Raw genomic sequence first — 21,213 nt, 5'->3', positions numbered from 1 at the left:
TGAAATCCATAGGGTATATCATATTCTCCCATAGAGGTGGTTTCTTGATACAGCGTCCACAAGGCAGTGAAGGGAGTTCTGAGGGCAGAGCGCAGCATGGACACAGGTTTGTCAGACATTTCAGTTGCTTGTTGCAAAAACTGCATATTCCGTGATGTGGAAACCAAAGAGGCTGATGGCATAGCCAACAGTACCCAACCATTGTTAGCATAGGTTTCTTCCTTGATGGCAAATTGAATAACAATGGCTGATCTGGCAGGTTTCTGATGGAAATTCGCGTGATCTTGTGTTGCTGCGCGGGTGGGGGCTGAATGCGGAAGTCTGGCGTTCCATTGAAATGCGATGTGCCCCGCATTTTCGTTTGCATCTGGTGGATTTGCCAGATTAATTACCGTGGCTTCTTCACCGCATTTCAGTGCAGAAAATGGCTGGCCGGGGATTAAGCCAGAAGTTTTGCGCGATTTCGAACATCAGTTGAGTGAAGATTTCCAGCGTACTGTCGAGCGTTTCCTTGCTTTACAGACGATGGGTACAGATAGTGCCCGTCAGGATGCGAGACTACTGAAATCCGTTGTGCTGGAGCAGCCGATGCCTTCTGTTGAAGTACTGAATAAGCTGCGGACGAATTATAATTTTTATCTCGTCAAGAGGCAATTTACAATCATATGATCACTGTTCCCCCGCGATCCGATAAACCTCCATATCACATTTCTGTGCTTCGGGGCATTGTTTGCAACTGCCACTTAGGCAGGCAGTTGCATTGATTTTTTCCAGTTTGCCCATCACTGTGAGCTGTTCAAGCATAGCTTCAACCATTGGTAGTGAAGCAGATAGCTGGTGGCTCAACAGCTTGGCATCAGCCCGTCCATTCAGAGCGACTGCATCCCTTACTTGTAACAGGCTAATCATTCTTAACTCCTAGTGGCAATTTCCACTGGAGCAATGGCAGCTATTTCCAGTGTTGTTGTTCAATTTCATCGTCATAGGGCTGCGCGCCCGGCGTAGGAAGAAAAACACTAATGCATTAAAGATGGCTACAGTAAGAATAGTGATTAAGCTACTTTGCGGATGTTGTGAGAAAGTCGCAATCTGATAGAACAAAGCCGCGATTGAGTAAGCGACATTCAGTCCCCATAGAATGGAGAAAATCATCCAGCCGCGGCTAGTTTCGCGGGCGATAGCGCCCATCACAGAAACACAGGGCACATACAATAGAACAAAGATCAAATAGCTGTAAGCGGAAATCGCAGAGCCAAATTTGGTACTCATTGTTCCCATAGAACCGTTATCCATTTCACCGTCACCTTTACTGGCTTCGATTGGGTTGGAAAGTACGCTCAGAGTAAAGGTATCTTTCAGGCTATTCCAGGTTTCATCAACAGCATCTTTCAGTTCACTAAGTAGGTTGAAACCCTCTGCGTCAAATGGTTCATTGGTGATGTTTTCTGCGGTGTATAAGGTATTGAGTGTCCCGACAACGACTTCTTTTGCCATTGCGCCAGTTATCAGGCCGACAGTTGCCTGCCAGTTATCCGAGTGAACACCGATTGGCTGTAATACAGGTGTAATGACTTTGCTGACTGAAGCCAGCGCGGATTCGTTGATGCTATCCACAGCTTGACCTGAAAAGGAAAAGCTATTGAGGGCACCGATAAACATACTGGCGATAACGATCACTTTTCCGGCACGGATAACAAAACCTTTCAGGCGTTGCCAGGCTTGTAAAAACAGGGTTTTCAGATGTGGAATATGGTAAACCGGAAGTTCCATAACGAAGGGTGAAGCTTCACCACGCATAATGGTGCATTTCAGCATCAGGCCAGTCAGGATAGCGACTACGATTCCCAATATATAAAGGGAGAAAACAATGGTTGCACCGTTTTTGCCAAAGAACGCCGCAGCGAATACGGCAAAGATGGCCAGTCGTGCGCCACAGGACATAAATGGCGCCATCATAATTGTGATCAAGCGTTCACGCGGTGCATCCAGTGTTCTTGCTCCCATTATTGATGGGACGTTACAACCGAAACCAACGATCAACGGGACAAATGATTTGCCCGGCAGCCCGAGAACTTGCATCAGACGATCCATAACAAATGCCGCTCGTGCCATATAGCCGGAGTCTTCAAGGAAAGAGAGGAATAAATACATCATGCCGATTTGTGGCACGAGTGGTAGCACGGTGTTGATACCACCACCGATGCCCTGCGCGAGGAAAACTGTCAGCCATGCAGGGAAGTTGAACGTATGACCAAGCCATTGAACACCGTGAATGAAAATAGCAATAGAACCACTGTCGAAAATGGGCTGTAATGCACCACCGATATTAATTGCCAACACGAACATTAAATACATCACAATCAGGAAAATTGGTACACCCAACCAGCGGTTGAGGATAATTTTATCGATTGCCTGTGTGAGTTTGTTTGGCATGGCTTTTTGGGTGTCGATCACGGCCATACATAATGCGTTGATACCTTGATAACGTGCATCGGCAATGACCAGTTCAGGTTCTTCATGTTGCTGTTGTTGTAGGCGTTCTTTGGATGCAGACAACATTGAAATAGCAAGACCGGAACGCCCTAGACTGTAAATATCTCCTTCAAGCATTTGAAGTGCTAACCAGCGGCGTTGTTGAGGATTAAAATTGTCTGAAATTGCATCAGATAGCTTGTTAACTTCCTGTAGTAGACTGTCGGGGTAGCGAATCAGTGGCTGTCCAGCATTCTGCTTATAATGGTCTATTGCTTGTTTCAGCTCATTCAGCCCAGTAGCGCGCGTTGACACCATTGGAATGACCGGACAACCAAGGCGTTGTTCCAGTTCGGCAATATCAATTTGGATATGTTGGTTTTTAGCAATATCCAGCATATTCAGAGCAATAATGCATGGAATGCCTAATTCTAGTAGTTGCAGTGTCAGGTAGAGATTTCGCTCAAGGTTAGAAGCGTCCACTACGTTAATTAGCATGTCAGCATCACCGCTTAGAATATAGTGACAGGCTATCTGCTCATCCAGTGATGTCTGTTCGGAAATTGTGGTGAGAGAGTATGTTCCTGGCAGGTCAACTAATTCGATTTTATGATCCGCAGTGATAAAACGACCAGTTTTCTGTTCTACCGTGACGCCCGCCCAGTTACCGACACGTTGGCGGGCGCCAGTAAGTTGGTTAAATAATGTTGTTTTGCCGGCATTGGGGTTGCCGATTAAGCCAATGGTGAGTGCTTTCATGTTTTCATTGCCAAATTAAGATTAGGAATAACAATTTTGCGGTTTGTAATGGATTATTCGTTTCACTGAGCGTTGTCTAATGTAAGAAATTCCAGGTCTTTTTTTCTCAGAATTAGACTGACTCTGCGAGTCTCAATTTGTATCGGATCGCCTAAAGGAGCTAAGCGGACAACATGAAAAGAGGAGCCGGGTAACATGCCTAATGACAGCAATTTTTGCCGGTAAGCAGGGCTGATCTTTGGAGAAAAGCCAATGATTTTGTAACTATGGTCTGGAAGAAGTTGCATATAACCTTCCGCGATGTTTGCAAGTAAGAGTGATAATCATATTAATGAATAAAAAGTACGATTTTTATTCTATCCATATTAATTGTAAATGGAAATAATAACCAACATTGATTTCAATATTAATTGCATTTTCATTATTGAAGTTAAATAAGGTTGAGATTAATCAGTGAATGTGGATTTTTTCTGGTTAGAAAGATAAAGATGCACTGCCAAGGCAGTGCATCTATTTACAGGTATATGAATTTCAGCGTTTTTTTCCGAATGCCGCGGCAAGTGCATCACTCATAGCACTGTTCCCGGCTGAGGCTGGAGAGCGTGGAGTATTACGGTTCCGGTCATTGCGTTCGGGGCGGCGGTCAGCTTGGGTATTGCTGCTGCGGCGTGAATTGGTTTCTCCCGGTTGTTCATCAAGGCGCATGGTCAGCGCAATGCGCTTACGATTTAAGTCAACTTCCAGCACTTTTACTTTGACGATATCGCCTGCTTTTACCACGGTATGAGGATCTGCCACAAATCGATCTGATAATGAAGAGATATGCACCAAACCATCCTGATGAACGCCAATATCGACAAATGCACCAAAGTTCGTCACATTCGTCACACTACCTTCCAGTATCATACCTGGACGCAGGTCGTTCATTGTTTCCACGCCTTCTGCAAAGGTGGCGGTTTTAAACTCTGGACGTGGGTCGCGGCCCGGTTTTTCCAATTCTTTCAGAATATCGCTAACAGTGGGAACCCCAAATTGTTCTGTGGTGAAATTTTCGGGCTTCAATCCACGCAGTGAGGAAGGGTTGCCCATTAATTCCTGAAGCTTCTGTTCAGTTGCCACCAGAATTTTCTCAACGACCGGATAGGCTTCCGGGTGAACGGTCGATGCATCCAGAGGGTTATCACCGTGATTGATACGCAGGAATCCGGCACACTGTTCAAAAGCCTTTGGACCAAGGCGGTTGACTTTCATGAGTTGTGCACGGTTATTGAAGCGGCCATTCTCATCACGCCAGTTCACGATATTCTGGGCTATCATACGCGTCAGCCCGGCAACTTTAGTGAGCAGAGGTACGGAGGCGGTATTCAGATCGACACCGACAGCGTTCACACAATCTTCGACTACCGCATCCAGTTTCTTGGCAAGTTGGGTCTGGCTGACATCATGTTGATACTGACCCACACCAATGGATTTAGGATCAATTTTCACTAACTCAGCCAGTGGATCTTGCAGGCGGCGGGCGATGGAAACTGCACCACGTAATGAAACATCCAGATCAGGAAACTCCTGGGCTGCTAGCTCAGAGGCAGAATAAACAGATGCTCCTGCCTCGCTGACAATAACTTTTTGTGCTTTTATCTCTGGGAACTGTTTTTGTATATCCGCGAAGAAACGTTCTGTTTCACGAGAGGCGGTTCCGTTACCGATAGCAACCAACTCTACCTGATGTTTGATACATAACGCCGCTACGCTTGCGGCTGCTTTATTGGCTTGTCCGGTGTGCGGATAGATAGTGTCTGTGGCTATTAATTTGCCAGTGGCATCGACTACCGCAACTTTAACACCGGTACGCAAACCAGGATCAAGCCCCATTGTGGCGCGCATACCCGCTGGTGCCGCCATCAGCAGATCTTGTAAGTTGCGAGCGAATACTTTGATGGCTTCATCTTCTGCTTTTTCGCGCAAGGTGCTCATCAACTCTGTTTCAAGGTGTAGCAATACCTTGACACGCCATGTCCAGTTTACAACAGCTTTACGCCAGCTATCTGCCGGTGCATTGTTCAGGCGCAGGTTAAGATGCTCTGTAATAATCTGTTCGCAGTGGCTCTCTTTGGGAGGCTCATCAAATTGGGGATCGGCATTCAGGGAAAGTTGCAATATGCCTTCATTACGGCCACGGAACATAGCTAGTGCACGGTGAGAAGGGACCTGTGCGACGGGCTCATGATGATCAAAATAGTCGCGGAATTTTGCGCCTTCCTCCTCTTTTCCTGTGACGACTTTGGCGACAAGATGAGCATTTTTCCATAAATAGTCACGAACTTTTGCTAATAGTGCGGCATCTTCGGCGAAACGTTCCATCAGGATATAACGGGCGCCATCCAGAGCAGTTTTGGTGTCGGCGACACCTTTATCAGCATCAACAAAGGCTGTGGCAATCAGGTCTGGTTCTTGTTGTGGATCTTGCCATAGAGAGTCCGCCAGAGGCTCAAGGCCCGATTCAATAGCGATTTGTCCACGAGTGCGGCGTTTGGGTTTGTATGGAAGGTAGAGGTCTTCCAGCTCTGTTTTGCTCAAAGTTCCATTAATAGCTTCGGCCAGTTCTGGTGTCAGCTTACCTTGTTCATCAATGGATTTAAGAATGGTTTGGCGGCGGTCTGACAGTTCGCGCAGATAACCAAGGCGGCTATCAAGTTGGCGAAGTTGGGTGTCATCCAAACCTCCGGTGACTTCTTTACGATATCGTGCAATAAAAGGAACGGTATTCCCTTCATCAAGCAGGTTGATCGCTGAAAGTACCTGGTGTGGCAGGGCCTGTAGCTCACTTGCAATAATTTGGCTCAGAGATTCATTCATGTGTATTTTTCTTCTGGTGAATAGGCTTCAAATACCCGCAAAAACCCCTTTATACGTTTTAGGAGAAACAATTTCCAGTTCATGCTTAATCTTATTCGACAGGTTATGCCACAATTCAACGAATTTATTGCTGGTTACGCTCCTAACGCTGCGGTTGAATCGAATCTTTTCCTTGGATTTTTTATGGAAAAAAATCACCCCCCACCTGAGAAGGTGAGTTTGTTTTAGGAATTGTCTGAAAAATAAGTTTATTGTGGTGTGATGTGACAAAAATCACACTCTTAACTTTGGTTGAATATTGAGCGAATGAAATCTGATTATTTGTCTTTATTACTACTGAGACAGCGGATGGGATGCCTATTCAATACAATGCTATTCTAGACTAAGGATTGTACAGGTGGTATTTAGAAGCGAAGATTGTTCAGGATGCTGACCGTCTAGATGCACTTGGCGTGATCGGTATCGCTCGGTGCATTCAGGTGGGTATGACATTCAATAGTCAATTGTATTCTGAAATTGATCCATTTTGTGTTGACAGGATACCAGATGATAAAATGCACATCGTGGATCATTTTTATACTAAACTTTCTCAGCTCCCTGAAACAATGTTAACTGAAGCCGGCAAAAATGAAGCCAGCAAGCGGGTGTTGTATATGAGTGGGTATTTAGCGCAGTTGAATAGTGAGATTCAATAAGCGATTTGAAAGCCAATATTATTTGAGCTAACTCCATTGCATTGAGAATAGCCAGTAATTTACGCATACAAGCAGTAATTGCGACTTTATTGGGTTTGCCTGCTCCTGTAGCCTCAAAACGGCTAACCTGCACTTGAACTTGAGTAGCAGGTTAGCCACAGCAAGGTACTCAGTTTTTCCAGCGGGAATTGTGGATCACGTGGCAGATATTGAGGGGAACAAGTCCAGGCTCTTTATCCTGTATGACATCCGTATTGAAATTACCTGATATTATCTGGGATTTGTCCTTGATGCCGTCATAAAAAGCCTGAATGATAGTAGTCAGTGCGTGGGTGTTGCTGTACAACAGCACTGCGCTCACTATCGCTGAACGCTTCGTAATTGATACCTAACAAAGTAAGAATATCACCTCTATGACGGTGACCAAAATCATTGAACCACATCAATCTGAACCGGACCGAGTACTCTGGCAAGATGTAGTCAGATTGAGGAAAACACGGTACAGTACTTTCTTACCTGATTTTAATTACTTGCCTTACTTAATTATGTGAATTATTACTCAACAAAGTAAAAATAACAGAAAACTAACTATTCAATAAATCAAACAAGAAAGACAAAGATTATATTCAATGTAATTACTATGGTATGAAGATGAAAACCTGTCAATGCAAAACAAGCAATTTAGAAAAAAGTAAAATATATGAAATTTTTAATATCTTGATAATTTCTCTGTTTAACCTGACAGAAGCATAGCATTAAATGGCTGGTCGACACCCCTTGTTATTTTAACTAATTAACAAACGATAAATGTCATGAATTTTTCAAACTTATTAGCAAGTTAATATTTGCTTCTCAATTTTAAATGATCTATAAAACACAATAAGAAAGTCCTAACAATGAACTTTATAATAATAATGAAAATATTCAGGCACGATACTATTTTAATTTTATAGTTTGACAATAACTCTATCATTAGTTATTAATTTAATTAAGCAATGATAAGATAATTACTCAATTATTTATATTTAATTTCCTTAAAACCCTCATTTATTAGGAGTGTTTAACGACTATGAATAGATCCGAACAAGAATTAAATACCAATGAAAGTGTTATAAAAGTAGATGGAAAGAATGTAAAGTTTTTCACCTCTAAACCCTTAGGCCCAATTAAGGATAATAACAAGAAAAATCCGGTGGTCTTAGTGCATGGTACTGGAGGAAGTACACAAATACATTTCAGTTCTCTGTTTCAATTACTTGCTACAGAACACTGGGTTATATCACTGGATTTTACTCAACCAGTAAATGCAGACGAAACACTAACTCTTGAGCACCTAGGAAAGCAGGTCGAAGCTGTTATTGAAACTGCAGCACCAGGAGAATCTGTCACACTGATTGGTTATTCTTTGGGCGCAGCCGTTGCTGCTGCTGTTGCCGCTAAACGTCCGGATCTGGTTCGTAATTTAGTTCTGATCGCAGGATGGATGAAATCAGATTTACAGCTAAAACGATTTGCTGCTGTCTGGCACCAGTTATATGAAATTCAGTCCCCCGTTATTACAGAATTTATGATGTATTGCGCGTTCAGAGGCCCCTGTCATGTGAACATGCTGCCAGACCAACTTGCAAACGGATTTGAAAATGCCAATCCGGGGGAATTTGATGCGTTGCAAATAACTCTTGATTCCCAAGTTGATATCACCCAACTTGTTCCTACCATAAAAGCCACAACTTTGATTATTGGTTGTAAATATGATCACATCATTCCTACCTACCATAGCAAAGCGCTTTTTGGCGCAATCCAGGATGCACGCTATACCGAGATAGAGTGTGGGCACGCTGTCATTTATGAACGTCCATTCCAGTTAGTACGGGTTATTGACCAATTCTGTACGGACCCTTTGTTTTACCCTGCTGGAACTATTATTCCTACAGATCAACCATAATCTCTCTTACCTTCTGGAGAACGATGATGAATAAAAGTACACCAGACCATAATCCACCAATAGACATATCGCAGGCCACTGATGTAGAAATTATTATCATCGGCGCAGGCTTTGCTGGCCTTGGGATGGGAACTCAGCTTAAACGCAGAGCTCAACACAGTTTTCTTATCCTCGAACGTGCCGACGATGTCGGAGGCACCTGGCGCGATAATACTTACCCCGGCATAGCCTGTGATATCCCCTCGCATCTCTATTCTTTTTCATTTCGTCCCAACCCTGACTGGTCTCATGTTTTTTCACCGGGACATGAAATACTTGCCTATCTTCAAGCTACAGCCAGAGATGAAGGGTTATTGCCCCATATCCGTTTGGGCGCCAACGTTAAAAAAGCTTACTGGGATAACCAAGAAGAACGCTGGATAATTGTCACAACCAGAGGCGTTTTCAGTGGCCGATTCTTAGTCGCAGGCACAGGACATTTAACAGATGAAAATGTTCCACAGATTGAAGGTCTGAACAGCTTTACTGGGGACGTTTTCCATTCAGCCCGCTGGAAACATCACATCCCTCTTCAAGGTAAACGTGTCGGTATTATTGGATCGGGTGCTTCAGCAATCCAGATAGTTCCTGAAATAACTAACAGTGTCTCTGACCTTGTTATTTTCCAGCGCAGCGCCCCCTACGTTATACCACGTCCAGACCGAAGTTATTCTGAAGCTGAGAAGCAGTTGTTCCGACGCGATCCGGAATCTATTCCGGCTCTTCGTTCAGATATATTCTGGCACCTTGAGTCTCTATATCCAGCTTGCCGTTCTATTCCGCAATATCTGACAGAATTAAAACGTATAGCCTCCGATCATCTTAAACAACAAATCACCGATCCAGAATTACGCGAAAAACTCACGCCTAATTATGAACCGGGTTGTAAAAGAATCCTGGTTGCAAACAATTATTACCCTGCCTTTCTCCGAGATAACGTTCAACTCGAAACATCGGCCTTAAAGCTAATCGATGGACAAAATGCAATCTCAGTGTCTGGCAACAGTTATCCACTTGATGTACTTATCTTTTGTACCGGTTTTCAAACCACCCAACCGCCTTATACCCATCTGGTTCATGGCCGTGATGGCCTTAGCCTCGCAGACCACTGGATCCAAGGTATGGAAGCCTTTGCATCAACCACAGTTACAGGTTTTCCAAACTTCTTTGTTATCAACGGACCAAATGCGACGCTTACCCACAACTCAATTATTTACATAATTGAATCTCAAATAGAGTACATTCTTGGTGCTATTGAATATAGCAGGAAAAATAACAACTATGTCCTTGAGGTTTCTGCCAAAGCTCAAGATCGTTATGTAAATGAATTACAAAATCAGCTTAAAGATACGGTATGGGTTAACGGTGGCTGTACAAGCTGGTACCTTGATCCCCGAAATAAGCGTCCAACACTGATATGGCCGGGTTTTGCTCATACGTTCAGAAAACATAATAGTAATTTTGATCCTGCTCCCTATATACATCGCGTTACAACATAATCATTGACATCCTCCTCGTCCAAAGGACGAGGATCCCTACCGTATTCAGACTGAGCTCTGACTCACCTCAATACTGGCATGTATACGCTGAATTTTGTGTTTCTGCTTTTGCCAGTTGTGGCTGAATTTCACTATTCCCTCTGAATGCTCGTGTACCTCTTACCGTCCGACTGGCTGACAGTCGCATTTTTAACCGTTCCTGCCGCGACGGCAAAGGACTTTTCCCTCAAACTTAGTCCTTTGCCAATATTAATTAATCACTTTAGAACGGTTTCGTCGGTAAATATTTCCCATCTAGCGTAATTACAGCTCGCGAGCCGCCATTAGGGTCATCGACCTTTTTGATATCAAGTTTGAAATCAATCGCACTGATAATGCCATCACCAAATTTCTCATGGACCAACGCCTTCAGCGTTGAACCATAAACTTGCAGCATTTCGTAGAATCGGTAAATAGTCGGATCAGTCGGTATACCTCCGGGAATACTGCCACGCACAGGGATAGTTTGCAGCAGACGGAGAGCATTTTCGTCAAGTTCAAGTCGGTCAACCACAATCTTCGCGGCATTTTCAGGCAATGGGTGTTGACCAAGCAGTGCAGCAGTGACGAACGCAAGACTTAGGCCAGTTCCTTGTGCAATATCCTCAAACGTCAAATTCTTGCGTGTTTTGGCATCGATGATAGCATCAGTAAGGATCTGGCGGGGAGTTTGGGAATATTGTGATTGTGTCATGATGATTCCTTTAGATTGATGAACTATTCAAGTTCCGAGATAAGACACGGATTACGTTGCAGAAGGCCCATAGTAAAGACAGACCATCTGGAATGTTACTCAAAGCCAGCTTTATATTGGCAATTCGAACAATTGCGTTTTTACACATCATCAAATCAAATTGAATGAACTTTTCTATTCTGTCAAAGATCAGATAGTTATTATTTGTATAATATTTTCTGGTAGTTACTAGTTAGCAAGCCAGAAGCCAAGCAAGACCCTCCGCATTCCCCAACCGAACGTTGATATCCACCGAAAATTCCCTGAACAATATTAGGCGGCCAGAACAACCGCCCCGATTTAAGCAATTCCTGCATTACTTGCCACGGACCGGCAAACCTACGCCACGAACACCATCCTGCGGCAGAACTAGCACAGCCACCGACCAAGCCGGCAACATGACAGAACCATCCTCAGCTATTCTGATACCCGCCGCCAGAGAAGCATTGCCCAGCTCGCTCTGAATATCATTCAACTTCAATCCTCTAACGTTAAGATCACTCACAGTAGCAGTCTGCGACGCAGCATTAATCATCACCACCAAACCGTCAAACCGCAAATCACGGTCATCATCAATGGTATTACCATCATCGATAGTCATCACGAACAAACCAAGCTGCTGATGCGGACCAACGTTAAGAAAATCAATGCGTTGCTTAACTGATGCGCCATCACCGAGAGTCATCAAGGGTGAAAGTTGACGTAAACGGACCAATTCCTGATAGAAAGCAGTCATCTGTAATAACTCAGTCTGGCCCGGCTTATCTACTACGTTTTTCACTTGTTCAATCAATACGTAGTTTTCACCGTCACCACTCTGGCCCGGCATACCAACATCATAATTGTTGTCCTGATAAGTGTAGCTAACACGGTTAAACCAATCGCCAGCATTATAGGAATCACGAGTAAAAGACTTTGAACGCAGTAGTTCCGATCCATGTTGAGCAAAAGCCAGTCCCTGCCCAAGGAACGTAGTAGCGAGGGATATTGCCTGCATACGCACCCGTGTTGCCAGATCAGCTTCACGTGCAGCTTTGTAGCTGATAATGTCCCACAACGTCTGGTTATCATGCTTGGATACATAATTGATTACCTCAATCGGATCAGCAGCATAACCCGCTATAGCGCCTTTATAATCAATTTCTCTACCGGTTTTCACCGCGCCATCTTTATTAATCAGCACAAAATCAGCCAAATTGCCCGCCATACCAAGACGTACCAGATCCGCCAGATGACGCACCTCATCAGCATTTAACCAAGTCATTTCGTTCGGTAGTGTGCCTGCACCGTTACCCACACCTTGGTTCATCCGAATATTGGCTGAGGAATCGAACGGCCCACCACCGCGTACCGCATCGCGCAGTCGATCAGAGAAAGAGCCAATCCCCGTGCCTTTAAGATTAATCTGTGAAGCAATCTCGAAACGGTCATCCTGCCCAGAGTTCCAACCTTCACCCAAAAAGTAGACCGATGGGCTAATCGTTCGTACCTTTGCCAACGCGGATAAGATCTGTGACTTAGGATGGAAGCCCATAAGGTCAAATCGAAATGCGTCGATTTTATAATCCTTAACCCAAGTCACCAAAGAGTCTTCAATGAGCTTAGCGAACATACGGTGTTCCGGCGCGGTATCGTGACAACAAGTGTTGGATTCAACGTTACCGCTAATTTCATTCAGGCGATGGTAATACCAAGGGACTATCTTATCCAATACGGAGGATCTGTCTGTTGGACCCGCGGCATTGGTATGGTTGTACGCAACATCCATGATCACATTCATCCCCAGCTGTTGTTTGATCGCTTGAACCATAGCGCGAAACTCTTTTATACGTACTGAGCCTTCAGCATCAGTGGCATAAGAACCTTCCGGTACTGAATAATGGAACGGATCGTAACCCCAATTATAGGAGTCGGTTTCTGCAATCATTGCATTAAGCTCTTGTACCTGGGGGTGATTAGCGCTGTCACCGCTCTTGAGTTCCTGTAACACTTCATCCACTGTCTGTAGGCCATTACAGTAATCAACAAAACGGCTGCTCCTCACCATTGCGTTGACCTGACACAAACGACTGAATGGATGATTAAGATCAGCGACTTGGTCGCTGAACTCATTAATGGAAGCTACATCAAATACGGGTAATAGCTCCATATGAGTAACCCCAGCCTGACTCAGCGCCTTGAGATGTTTGAACATATTACTGTTATTCGCTGTCAGAGCCAGGTATTTACCACGCCAAGCTTCCGGCACTGTGCTGTCTGCAATGGAAAGATCTCGGACATGAGATTCGTATATAGTCATACGCGCAATATCCGCCGGTGTGCTTTGCAAACGCGGCATGATCAAGCTATCCCAGTTCTGCGGTTTCAATGCCTCGTCATCTAAGTTAATGACTTGACTGTATTCCGAATTGGTAGACAAACTGTGGGAATAGGGATCAGTAACTTCATAATGCTCCACGTTGCGAGAACGTGGATGGTACACAGTTAAAGCATAGCGATAGTAAGCCCCGATCAAATCCTTATCGCCTTGCCATGACCAAGAACCACTAGCAGGATCACGGTTCATTGCATAATTAGCAATGACCTGTTTATCTGTATCATAGATAACCAATGCTACGTGTTGGGCCGTTGGAGCCCATAAGCGAAAAGTAACACCAGATCCGCTGACCAATGCGCCATACTCAAGTGTATCGGCAGCATCAGCAAAACGATCATCTAATACACCAGCCGTTTGCACTTGAGTAGCCGATGATAGTAAGCCCTCTTTGTTGGTCGCCAACGCCACTAAGTCACCGGTAAGTAACGTATCGACATCCGTATCTTCAGGCAAATGGAATGCGGTTAACTTCGTCAAGTGAGGAACCCGCTCAGCTGTCTTCTGGCTTAAAGTCGTCGGTGTTAACGTCAGATAGCTATCAGTGAAACTCCCTTCGTCATTAGCTCCTACCTTGTCGTTCCGGTTATGGTATAAACGGACATAAGGCTTGTCTGTTCCGCCAGACCATAGCAATGTCTGCTTATCGACCCAGTGCGCCGAAGCCTGAGAAACACCAAATACGGAATTAAAGGCTTCCGCACGACTACCGTAGATCTGATTGCTGCCTGGTATCACAGAGATAGTACGGTTACTGAAATCGGAGAAAGAAATTCTCAGGTCACTGTCGATCAATTTAGTGTTGTTACCATCACGCACGATAAAATTGATACAACCCTCGTTCTTAGTTAACGGCACCACCCAGTAAGGCCCATAACTATCACTGCCAGTAGGAGTTGCACTGGTATCGTTCCAATTTAATGAAGGGGAAGCCAAAGAATCACAGTTTCTATCATTCCATAAGTAAAGGCTATTAGTGCTGTAATCACGAGCTGTTATCGAATTGCTTTTGTTTAATGCGGCAATGTCCACCAGATGGATCACTGCCTGTAAATCGCCCGCCCGGGCAGCTTCACCCGGTATTTTAATAGGGAGATGCGCCATCGGCTCTTTTGAAGGATTGAATGAAGGACCATTGCTATCACAGCCTGACAGTAAAACAAATGTACCGCTTAATAGGGCCCGGTAAGCCTTTTTACCGAAGTGAGCTACCATAATCAGACCTTTATAATTGAAAGAAATTATCGACGATATTATTGTTAATGCAACGAAGAGGAAATATTAAATAATGTCTCAAATAAAGCAGCATCCTCCTGATTCTGATACTGAGAGGGAGTAGAAGGTAGGAGGAGAAGCGTTTTCGTGATATTGCGCACGATAATAATGTAATGATCTTTTATTACATAAGCTCAGAGGCAATCTATATGTATTAAATATGCTGATAAATTAATGTCATTATTAACTACGCTTCCGTTACAGTAAACAATAGTAAGCAAATCGCATAAAACACAGAAAAATTATTTCTCATATGATATTAATAGAGAATAATTCAATGTATCCTCTATTAATTTCACCAAAAATAAAAACATAATCCATCCTGAAGAATTAATTATAATCTATCGTTAACTCTATTTATGATAGCTTCCTCAGTTAATAATTCACGCCATTATCAAATGTAATGTTTATTAGATAAAATACTTTAACATTCTATACATAAATATTTCAGTCGGGACAATTTTAGTATGCAAAATAACATTATTTTTATTAATCACGAAACTGGCAATAAACTCCCGATAGCCGTTTTCCCTCTACATTAAGGATTTTAAATATAACACATCATAGATTTTATCTTTTGGAAAACATCACTCTGTTTATATTCAAGGGGAAAATCATTGAAATAAATATGTTCGATGGTATATATCGAACATATTTAAATTAAAGCCATTTAAGAATCATATAAATACAATAACATTAATGAATCATTATAAAAACCAATCCAAAATAAATCTCATTAGAGATGACTTTTAAATTATTAATCATATAAAACCCTGAAACATATTAAGTCTGATTTATATCTAAATTATATTAATATAAAACAAACATATTAACTCCATGACAATGTTATTATTAAATTCATAAAAATCCGAATTATAGATAATCACGGATTAATTAATATTGCAATTTTTAAAGGTCTGATGAAATCTTTTGAATTGCATCAAGAGCACACTGTTGATCTAAAGAGCCACTTGGTGCACCACCAATACCAATAGCGCCAATCACTTCATCACCAGATTTAACCGGAACCCCACCAGCTAACAGTAGAAAACCTGGAATATCCCCTAAATACTGAGCACCAGGATTTGATTGTGAGGTTTTCATTACGTCTTCTGACGTTCTCTGGGTAGATAATGCGGTATAAGCTTTCATTTTACTCGCCTCAACAGTATGCAACCCAGCTTCATCCATACGCTGCACCGCTTTCAAGACTCCACTCTTATCAACAACAGCAACCGCCACGTTATAATTACTCGATTTACAGGATTGAATTGCCTCAGAAGCTAACTTATTCGCTAACTCAAGGGTAATATTACGTTCAGTAATTAGTGATGAAGCAAAAGCAGATTGAGCGAATAAACCTGCTGCCAGGATAGTATAGAAAAGAGAATATTTCATAGTAAACCTCATTAAGTTGGTAAATTATCCTTTACTAACTTAATGAGATTTATAGACTATATCTATTAGGTCGATTACTTATCGGACCTGGTAGAAATACTTAATCACAAAATGATAATGATTTGAGTATTTCATACTCTTTTACTAATTGAGGCAAAGAATGTATATCTAGTTTATGAAATATCCTGGCACGATGAACCTCGATTGTACGTGGTGATAACGCCAGTTGTTGGGCAATTTGCTTACTGGTTTTTCCCTCCAAAATAATTTTCATCACTTCACTTTCCCGATCAGATAATTGGCTGAATTTGGCTTTCAATTGTTCGTATACCTGACGTTGCTTAAATATTTTCTGATGAAATGATAATGCATTTGAAACTGTTTCAATCAATAAATCTGCATCAATAGGTTTAGTCAGGAATTCAAAAGCACCATTTTTAAAAGCGCGGCGGCAAATATCAATATTGCCATGTCCTGTCATGATAATGACTGGCAACGTATTGTTGAGTTTCAAAAGATCATCTTGCAATGTCAATCCTGGTTTGCCCGGCATACGAATGTCCAATAAAATACATCCCTGAAGCTCTGAGATACTCGCCTTATTAATTACATCAAGAAAATCTTGAGCACCAGGGAATGAAACGACTGACCAATTCATAGTTTCCAATAAAATAGATAATGAATCACGGATCGCTTCATCATCATCAATAAGATAAATCATTTCCGCCATTATTCCCCCTTGCCTTTATTAGCTGGTAACAAAACAATAAAACGAGCACCGCCTGTCCCACAATTGTCAGCACTAATATCACCACCAAGTTTTTGAACTAATGTCTCCGTTAAGGTCATTCCCAATCCCATTCCCTGCTGGCGTGTTGTAAAGAATGGAATAAATACGTTTTTTAAGGCTTCATTGTTTAATCCAGGCCCCCCATCTGTTATCACAATTTTTATCATTTCATCAGCATGATTGATATCAATACAGATCCAATTTTTATGTTCTGCCTGATTTTTCTCTTGCTGTGCCTGAATTGCGTTGCTTATTAGATTGTGAAATATCTGTTCAATCCATAATGGCTCTGAAAATATCATTGGCAAATCATCACAAACATGTTTTATAACTTTTATTTTCCCCGTTTTAATTTCATTTTCGAGTAATATTTCAACCCGGCTTAATATCGAGAGGATATTAACAAGCTGTAAAGTAGTACTACCGGTCGTCAGCTTATCGTGATATTGCGTTAATAAATTTGCGATGCGTTGAGTTTGCAAAATTGATGAATCCAATACTGAAACAACTTTATCATATTGTTGTTTTTTGATTAGTCGCAGTGCACTTTGGTTATAACTCATAATCGCTGTCAAAGGCTGGTTTAACTCATGAACGATACCGGTTGCCACTTCATCTATTGTATTCAGGCGAGTGAATTCAAAGAAATGTGCTCGTAAATCAGAAACCTTTCTCAGCCTCCTATTCTTCTGAATTAAAAAGATAAAACAGATAATCACCGCCCATAAAAAACTGAGACAAATGATATAACCCCATGGCAGTTGCGACCACTGTTGATCATTACTTGCTTTGAGCACAAAAGGCTGAAAATGACTCGTCAGCTTTTTCTCCCAATGCCAAAAATGCTGCCCTTCCCCCAGCCCATATCTAATCAATGGACGATTATTCCAATCTAGTTGTACCGATCGAAATTGTGACAATAATGATAAATTTTTCATCAGAATATTAAGATCAATCAATAATCGGATACTATTACGTGTACTATTAAGCCAATATCTTCCCTCTTCCGCTTCACTAATCATAGGAAAAATTAATACATGTACTGGAATCTCTTGTAATTCGATAATTTGCGGAAAATTTTCCTGTAACTGCTTTAATCCGATATTAGCATCCATGAGCGAAACAATGGCATCGTGTTGTGCAAGCTTTTCACTCAACTCTCGATAAAGGATATTAAATGAAACCGTTTGTTGTTGATAATTTTGATCCAATGAATGATTAATCATTCCCCAGGCAGTCAAAACTGTTAACACCATCCACGCAAAAAAATGCCACATATGATTACCTGAAAGGATATCTTTCATGACGTTGAAGGACGTAAATAAGAATATATAAGGAAATAGCTATCAGATTCCAGCGCTGGATTAACCTTGTTCATTTTCCCTGCACATTTTCAACCCAAGATAAGACACTGGAACAGGGAACAGGGAACAGGCAAGTATTTACGAAGATTTCCGCTAAACAATTGAAGGTAATGAGAACTCTATTTAGTGAATTAGCTATATGAAATGATTCTCGTTCAATAAATTATCAAATAAAATCTTGGAAAATACTAATTTTATCAAAATGTTAGAAAAACACTCCATAATTATTCCATATTTGGCCAGAAAAAACGCTTTACAATCGATAGTGATAATTATTATCATTCGTATCGCTTTCAGATGAACCGCCTTCAGGGTACATATGAAAGCACGACATTGCTCACATTGCTTCCAGTGTTTACTTTAGCCAGCCGGGTGCTGGCTTTTTTTTATTGGATAAGTTTAATCACTATTCATTCAAAATATTTGAATTCTAAGGTTAGATTTTTAAGCTTTTATGCTCTCTCTTCTCAATTAGACTGTAAAAAACATTGAGGAGAACTGAATATGATCCATTTACGCAAAGCATCAGATCGCGGTCATGCTAATCATGGATGGTTAGATAGCTGGCATACCTTCTCATTTGCTAACTACTACGATGCCAATTTTATGCATTTTTCAGCTCTGAGGGTGATTAACGAAGATTTCATCAAAGCTGGTCAGGGTTTTGATACCCATCCACATAAGGATATGGAAATACTGACCTATGTTCTCTCCGGTACAATTGAGCATAAGGACAGCATGGGAAATAAAGAGCAGGTATCCGCTGGTGAATTCCAAATTATGAGTGCTGGTACAGGTATTCATCATTCAGAATACAATCCGGATAGTCATTGCCAACTGCATCTATATCAGATCTGGATTATTCCAGATAAAACAGGCTTAACACCACGCTATGAACAACGCCGTTTTGGTAATATACAAGGCCGTCAGTTAATACTTTCTCCTGATGCCCAGGATGGTTCAATGAAGATATTTCAGGATATGACTTTGTGGCGCTGGACACTTAAAAACCATGAAACTTCCGAATATCTTGCAGAGAAAAACCGTCATATCTGGATACAGGTGGTACGTGGCAACGTCATGGTTAATGGTGTGAAAGCAACCACCAGCGATGGTCTGGCTATCCAGAATACAACCAACCTTCAGCTCAGTGCCAACGGTGACAGCGAAATACTGCTGTTTGACCTTCCTCCAGGATAAATCCCAAATAAACCTCACCCATCGGATGAGGTTTACAAAATTCATAACTACAGTTTAGGGCCTGCTTTTACCAACGCTTCCCCTGCCGGGGTATCCGTGTATTTATCAAAGTTATCAACAAAACGGTGCGCTAAGTCTTTCGCCCTCTCTTCCCACTGAGATTTATCTGCATAAGTATTACGTGGATCAAGAATATGAGTATCAACACCAGGCAATGCAGTCGGAACAGCCAGTTCGAAAATGGGTAATTCGATAGTATCGGTTTCCTCAATATCACCGCTCAAAATGGCATCAATGATTCCCCGCGTATCTTTAATAGAGATTCGCTTACCCGTACCATTCCAGCCTGTATTAACCAAATAAGCTTTGGCCCCTGCGGCTTGCATACGTTTTACCAATACCTCAGCGTACTGAGTTGGATGCAGAGTCAGGAACGCGGCACCGAAACATGCAGAGAATGTTGGTGTTGGTTCAGTCACACCACGTTCTGTACCGGCCAATTTTGCTGTAAATCCAGATAAGAAGTGATATTGGGTCTGTTCTGGTGTTAGTCGAGAGACAGGAGGTAACACACCAAATGCGTCTGCCGTCAGGAAGATTACCTTGGTAGCATGTCCCGCTTTGGAAACTGGTTTAACAATGTTTTCAATATGATAGATAGGATAAGAAACACGCGTGTTTTCAGTTTTTGAACCATCATTGAAATCAACGGTGCCATCTGCCAGTACAGTAACATTTTCCAGCAATGCATCGCGTTTAATCGCATTGTAGATATCCGGTTCTGCCTCTTTGGACAGATTAATCGTTTTCGCGTAACAACCCCCTTCAAAGTTGAATACACCGTCATCATCCCAACCATGTTCATCGTCACCAATCAACTTACGCTTTGGATCGGTAGAAAGCGTGGTTTTACCTGTACCAGACAAGCCGAAGAAGACAGCAACGTCCCCTTTTTCACCAACGTTGGCAGAACAGTGCATTGAAGCAATCCCTTTTAATGGCAATAGGTAGTTCATCATAGAGAACATCCCTTTCTTCATTTCGCCACCGTACCAAGTCCCCCCGATCAGTTGCATACGTTCTGTCAGGTTAAATGCAACAAAGTTCTCAGAGTTCAAACCCTGCTCTTTCCATTGCGGGTTAGTACATTTTGCACCGTTCATCACAATAAAGTCGGGGTTGAATCCAACCAATTCTTCATCTGATGGACGGATAAACATGTTTTTAACGAAGTGAGCCTGCCACGCAACTTCGGTAATAAAGCGGACTTTCAGGCGTGTATCTGCATTCGCACCACAGAAAGCATCAACAATAAACAAACGTTTGCCTGAAAGCTGTTTAGTGACCAGACCTTTCAGATGCGTCCACGTTTCCTGCTGTAGAGGCTTGTTATCATTCTTGCCTTTCCCTTGGTCAGCCCACCATACGGTGTCACGAGTTACATCATCACGAACAATATACTTATCTTTGGGAGAACGACCAGTGAAGATCCCCGTATCGACAGCCACAGCCCCCAGGTTGGTCAGAGTGCCACACTCGTAACCTTCGAGTGAAGGTTTGGTTTCTTCTGAAAATAACAGCTCATAGCTTGGGTTATAAACAATTTCTCTAACATCATGGATTCCGTAGTCCGCGAGTTCCTGCGGGGTAATACCTTTAACACTCATGTCATTGCTCCTGGGTAGTCACTCTTTTTTTCCATGAGCAATAATAAATAATTATGATTAATTAACAGCGATTGTTATCAAAAAATTGAAAACCTATCATTTTTTTAG

15 protein-coding genes and 1 pseudogene are annotated in these 21,213 nt (G+C 42.3%); 5 read left to right on the top strand and 11 right to left on the bottom strand.

All coding sequences use genetic code 11. The features are described 5' to 3' along the window. Nucleotides 1-247: 247 nt before the first annotated feature. Nucleotides 248-612: pseudogene (locus BO26_RS01155) on the top strand (alpha/beta hydrolase family protein); the annotation flags it as partial. A 57-nt stretch (nt 613-669) separates the two neighbouring features. Here BO26_RS01155 and BO26_RS01150 read toward each other — a convergent pair. The 4 genes from BO26_RS01150 to BO26_RS01135 form a co-directional block, all read right to left on the bottom strand. After that, entirely contained in the window at nt 670-909 is a 240-nt protein-coding gene (locus BO26_RS01150; RefSeq protein WP_036768210.1) for a FeoC-like transcriptional regulator, read from the bottom strand. 9 nt (nt 910-918) lie between these two features. Beyond that, nucleotides 919-3,231: a Fe(2+) transporter permease subunit FeoB gene (gene feoB, locus BO26_RS01145; RefSeq protein ID WP_036768209.1), complete on the bottom strand. Its 2,313-nt coding sequence runs from the start codon at nt 3,229-3,231 to the stop codon at nt 919-921. Nucleotides 3,232-3,293: 62 nt separating this feature from the next. Further along, entirely contained in the window at nt 3,294-3,518 is a 225-nt protein-coding gene (gene feoA / locus BO26_RS01140; protein ID WP_012776346.1) for a ferrous iron transporter A, read from the bottom strand. 244 nt (nt 3,519-3,762) lie between these two features. Continuing rightward, nucleotides 3,763-6,087, bottom strand: coding sequence for a Tex family protein (locus BO26_RS01135; RefSeq protein ID WP_036768207.1), 2,325 nt, complete (start codon nt 6,085-6,087; stop codon nt 3,763-3,765). 389 nt (nt 6,088-6,476) lie between these two features. Here BO26_RS01135 and BO26_RS23635 point away from each other — a divergent pair, with 389 nt between their 5' ends. Continuing rightward, the gene (locus BO26_RS23635) at nt 6,477-6,782 is read left to right on the top strand and encodes an HD domain-containing protein (protein ID WP_167332149.1); all 306 of its coding nucleotides are present in this window, start codon (nt 6,477-6,479) and stop codon (nt 6,780-6,782) included. Between the two features lie 296 nt (nt 6,783-7,078). Here BO26_RS23635 and BO26_RS23360 read toward each other — a convergent pair whose 3' ends face one another. Then, nucleotides 7,079-7,225 (bottom strand): hypothetical protein, encoded by a 147-nt coding sequence (locus tag BO26_RS23360; RefSeq protein WP_157835514.1) that lies wholly within the window; start codon nt 7,223-7,225, stop codon nt 7,079-7,081. Between the two features lie 626 nt (nt 7,226-7,851). On the opposite strand from BO26_RS23360, the gene BO26_RS01125 reads away from it, so the two are divergent. Both BO26_RS01125 and BO26_RS01120 read left to right on the top strand, forming a co-directional pair. Further along, complete coding sequence (locus BO26_RS01125; RefSeq protein WP_036768206.1) at nt 7,852-8,727, top strand: alpha/beta fold hydrolase; 876 nt, start codon at nt 7,852-7,854, stop codon at nt 8,725-8,727. Nucleotides 8,728-8,750: 23 nt separating this feature from the next. After that, nucleotides 8,751-10,265 carry a flavin-containing monooxygenase gene (locus BO26_RS01120; RefSeq protein ID WP_236637226.1) on the top strand — a complete coding sequence of 505 codons (1,515 nt, stop codon included), beginning with the start codon at nt 8,751-8,753 and terminating at the stop codon, nt 10,263-10,265. 262 nt (nt 10,266-10,527) lie between these two features. Here BO26_RS01120 and cynS read toward each other — a convergent pair whose 3' ends face one another. The 5 genes from cynS to BO26_RS01095 form a co-directional block, all read right to left on the bottom strand. Continuing rightward, nucleotides 10,528-10,998, bottom strand: a complete 471-nt coding sequence (gene cynS, locus BO26_RS01115; protein WP_036768205.1) for a cyanase — start codon at nt 10,996-10,998, stop codon at nt 10,528-10,530. Nucleotides 10,999-11,353: 355 nt separating this feature from the next. Then, entirely contained in the window at nt 11,354-14,626 is a 3,273-nt protein-coding gene (gene pulA / locus BO26_RS01110; RefSeq protein WP_036768204.1) for a pullulanase-type alpha-1,6-glucosidase, read from the bottom strand. A gap of 969 nt (nt 14,627-15,595) precedes the next feature. Beyond that, nucleotides 15,596-16,084, bottom strand: coding sequence for a GlcG/HbpS family heme-binding protein (locus tag BO26_RS01105; protein WP_036768203.1), 489 nt, complete (start codon nt 16,082-16,084; stop codon nt 15,596-15,598). Nucleotides 16,085-16,184: 100 nt separating this feature from the next. Beyond that, complete coding sequence (locus tag BO26_RS01100) at nt 16,185-16,814, bottom strand: response regulator transcription factor (RefSeq protein ID WP_036768202.1); 630 nt, start codon at nt 16,812-16,814, stop codon at nt 16,185-16,187. Next, nucleotides 16,814-18,151, bottom strand: a complete 1,338-nt coding sequence (locus tag BO26_RS01095; protein ID WP_036768201.1) for a sensor histidine kinase — start codon at nt 18,149-18,151, stop codon at nt 16,814-16,816. Before BO26_RS01095 ends, BO26_RS01100 begins: the two co-directional genes overlap by 1 nt. A gap of 591 nt (nt 18,152-18,742) precedes the next feature. On the opposite strand from BO26_RS01095, the gene BO26_RS01090 reads away from it, so the two are divergent. Then, nucleotides 18,743-19,438 (top strand): pirin family protein, encoded by a 696-nt coding sequence (locus tag BO26_RS01090; RefSeq protein ID WP_036768200.1) that lies wholly within the window; start codon nt 18,743-18,745, stop codon nt 19,436-19,438. 47 nt (nt 19,439-19,485) lie between these two features. On the opposite strand, the gene pckA is transcribed toward BO26_RS01090, so the two are convergent. Then, nucleotides 19,486-21,105 carry a phosphoenolpyruvate carboxykinase (ATP) gene (gene pckA / locus BO26_RS01085; RefSeq protein ID WP_036768199.1) on the bottom strand — a complete coding sequence of 540 codons (1,620 nt, stop codon included), beginning with the start codon at nt 21,103-21,105 and terminating at the stop codon, nt 19,486-19,488. Nucleotides 21,106-21,213 lie beyond the last annotated feature (108 nt).

The sequence above is a fragment of the Photorhabdus australis DSM 17609 genome, assembly GCF_000711895.1.
Lineage (GTDB): Bacteria > Pseudomonadota > Gammaproteobacteria > Enterobacterales > Enterobacteriaceae > Photorhabdus > Photorhabdus australis.
The sequence above is the reverse complement of the archived record's forward strand: the minus strand, read 5'-3'. Positions and strand labels throughout refer to the sequence as shown.

What these genes read in the sequence shown, in the direction of transcription:
- BO26_RS01150 (WP_036768210.1), bottom strand. Translation starts at nt 909, where the DNA reads ATGATTAGCCTGTTACAAGTAAGGGATGCAGTCGCTCTGAATGGACGG.
- cynS (WP_036768205.1), bottom strand. Translation starts at nt 10,998, where the DNA reads ATGACACAATCACAATATTCCCAAACTCCCCGCCAGATCCTTACTGAT.
- BO26_RS01095 (WP_036768201.1), bottom strand. Translation starts at nt 18,151, where the DNA reads ATGTGGCATTTTTTTGCGTGGATGGTGTTAACAGTTTTGACTGCCTGG.
- BO26_RS01135 (WP_036768207.1), bottom strand. Translation starts at nt 6,087, where the DNA reads ATGAATGAATCTCTGAGCCAAATTATTGCAAGTGAGCTACAGGCCCTG.
- feoA (WP_012776346.1), bottom strand. Translation starts at nt 3,518, where the DNA reads ATGCAACTTCTTCCAGACCATAGTTACAAAATCATTGGCTTTTCTCCA.
- BO26_RS01105 (WP_036768203.1), bottom strand. Translation starts at nt 16,084, where the DNA reads ATGAAATATTCTCTTTTCTATACTATCCTGGCAGCAGGTTTATTCGCT.
- pckA (WP_036768199.1), bottom strand. Translation starts at nt 21,105, where the DNA reads ATGAGTGTTAAAGGTATTACCCCGCAGGAACTCGCGGACTACGGAATC.
- BO26_RS01090 (WP_036768200.1), top strand. Translation starts at nt 18,743, where the DNA reads ATGATCCATTTACGCAAAGCATCAGATCGCGGTCATGCTAATCATGGA.
- pulA (WP_036768204.1), bottom strand. Translation starts at nt 14,626, where the DNA reads ATGGTAGCTCACTTCGGTAAAAAGGCTTACCGGGCCCTATTAAGCGGT.
- BO26_RS23360 (WP_157835514.1), bottom strand. Translation starts at nt 7,225, where the DNA reads ATGTGGTTCAATGATTTTGGTCACCGTCATAGAGGTGATATTCTTACT.
- BO26_RS01120 (WP_236637226.1), top strand. Translation starts at nt 8,751, where the DNA reads ATGATGAATAAAAGTACACCAGACCATAATCCACCAATAGACATATCG.
- BO26_RS01100 (WP_036768202.1), bottom strand. Translation starts at nt 16,814, where the DNA reads ATGGCGGAAATGATTTATCTTATTGATGATGATGAAGCGATCCGTGAT.
- feoB (WP_036768209.1), bottom strand. Translation starts at nt 3,231, where the DNA reads ATGAAAGCACTCACCATTGGCTTAATCGGCAACCCCAATGCCGGCAAA.
- BO26_RS01125 (WP_036768206.1), top strand. Translation starts at nt 7,852, where the DNA reads ATGAATAGATCCGAACAAGAATTAAATACCAATGAAAGTGTTATAAAA.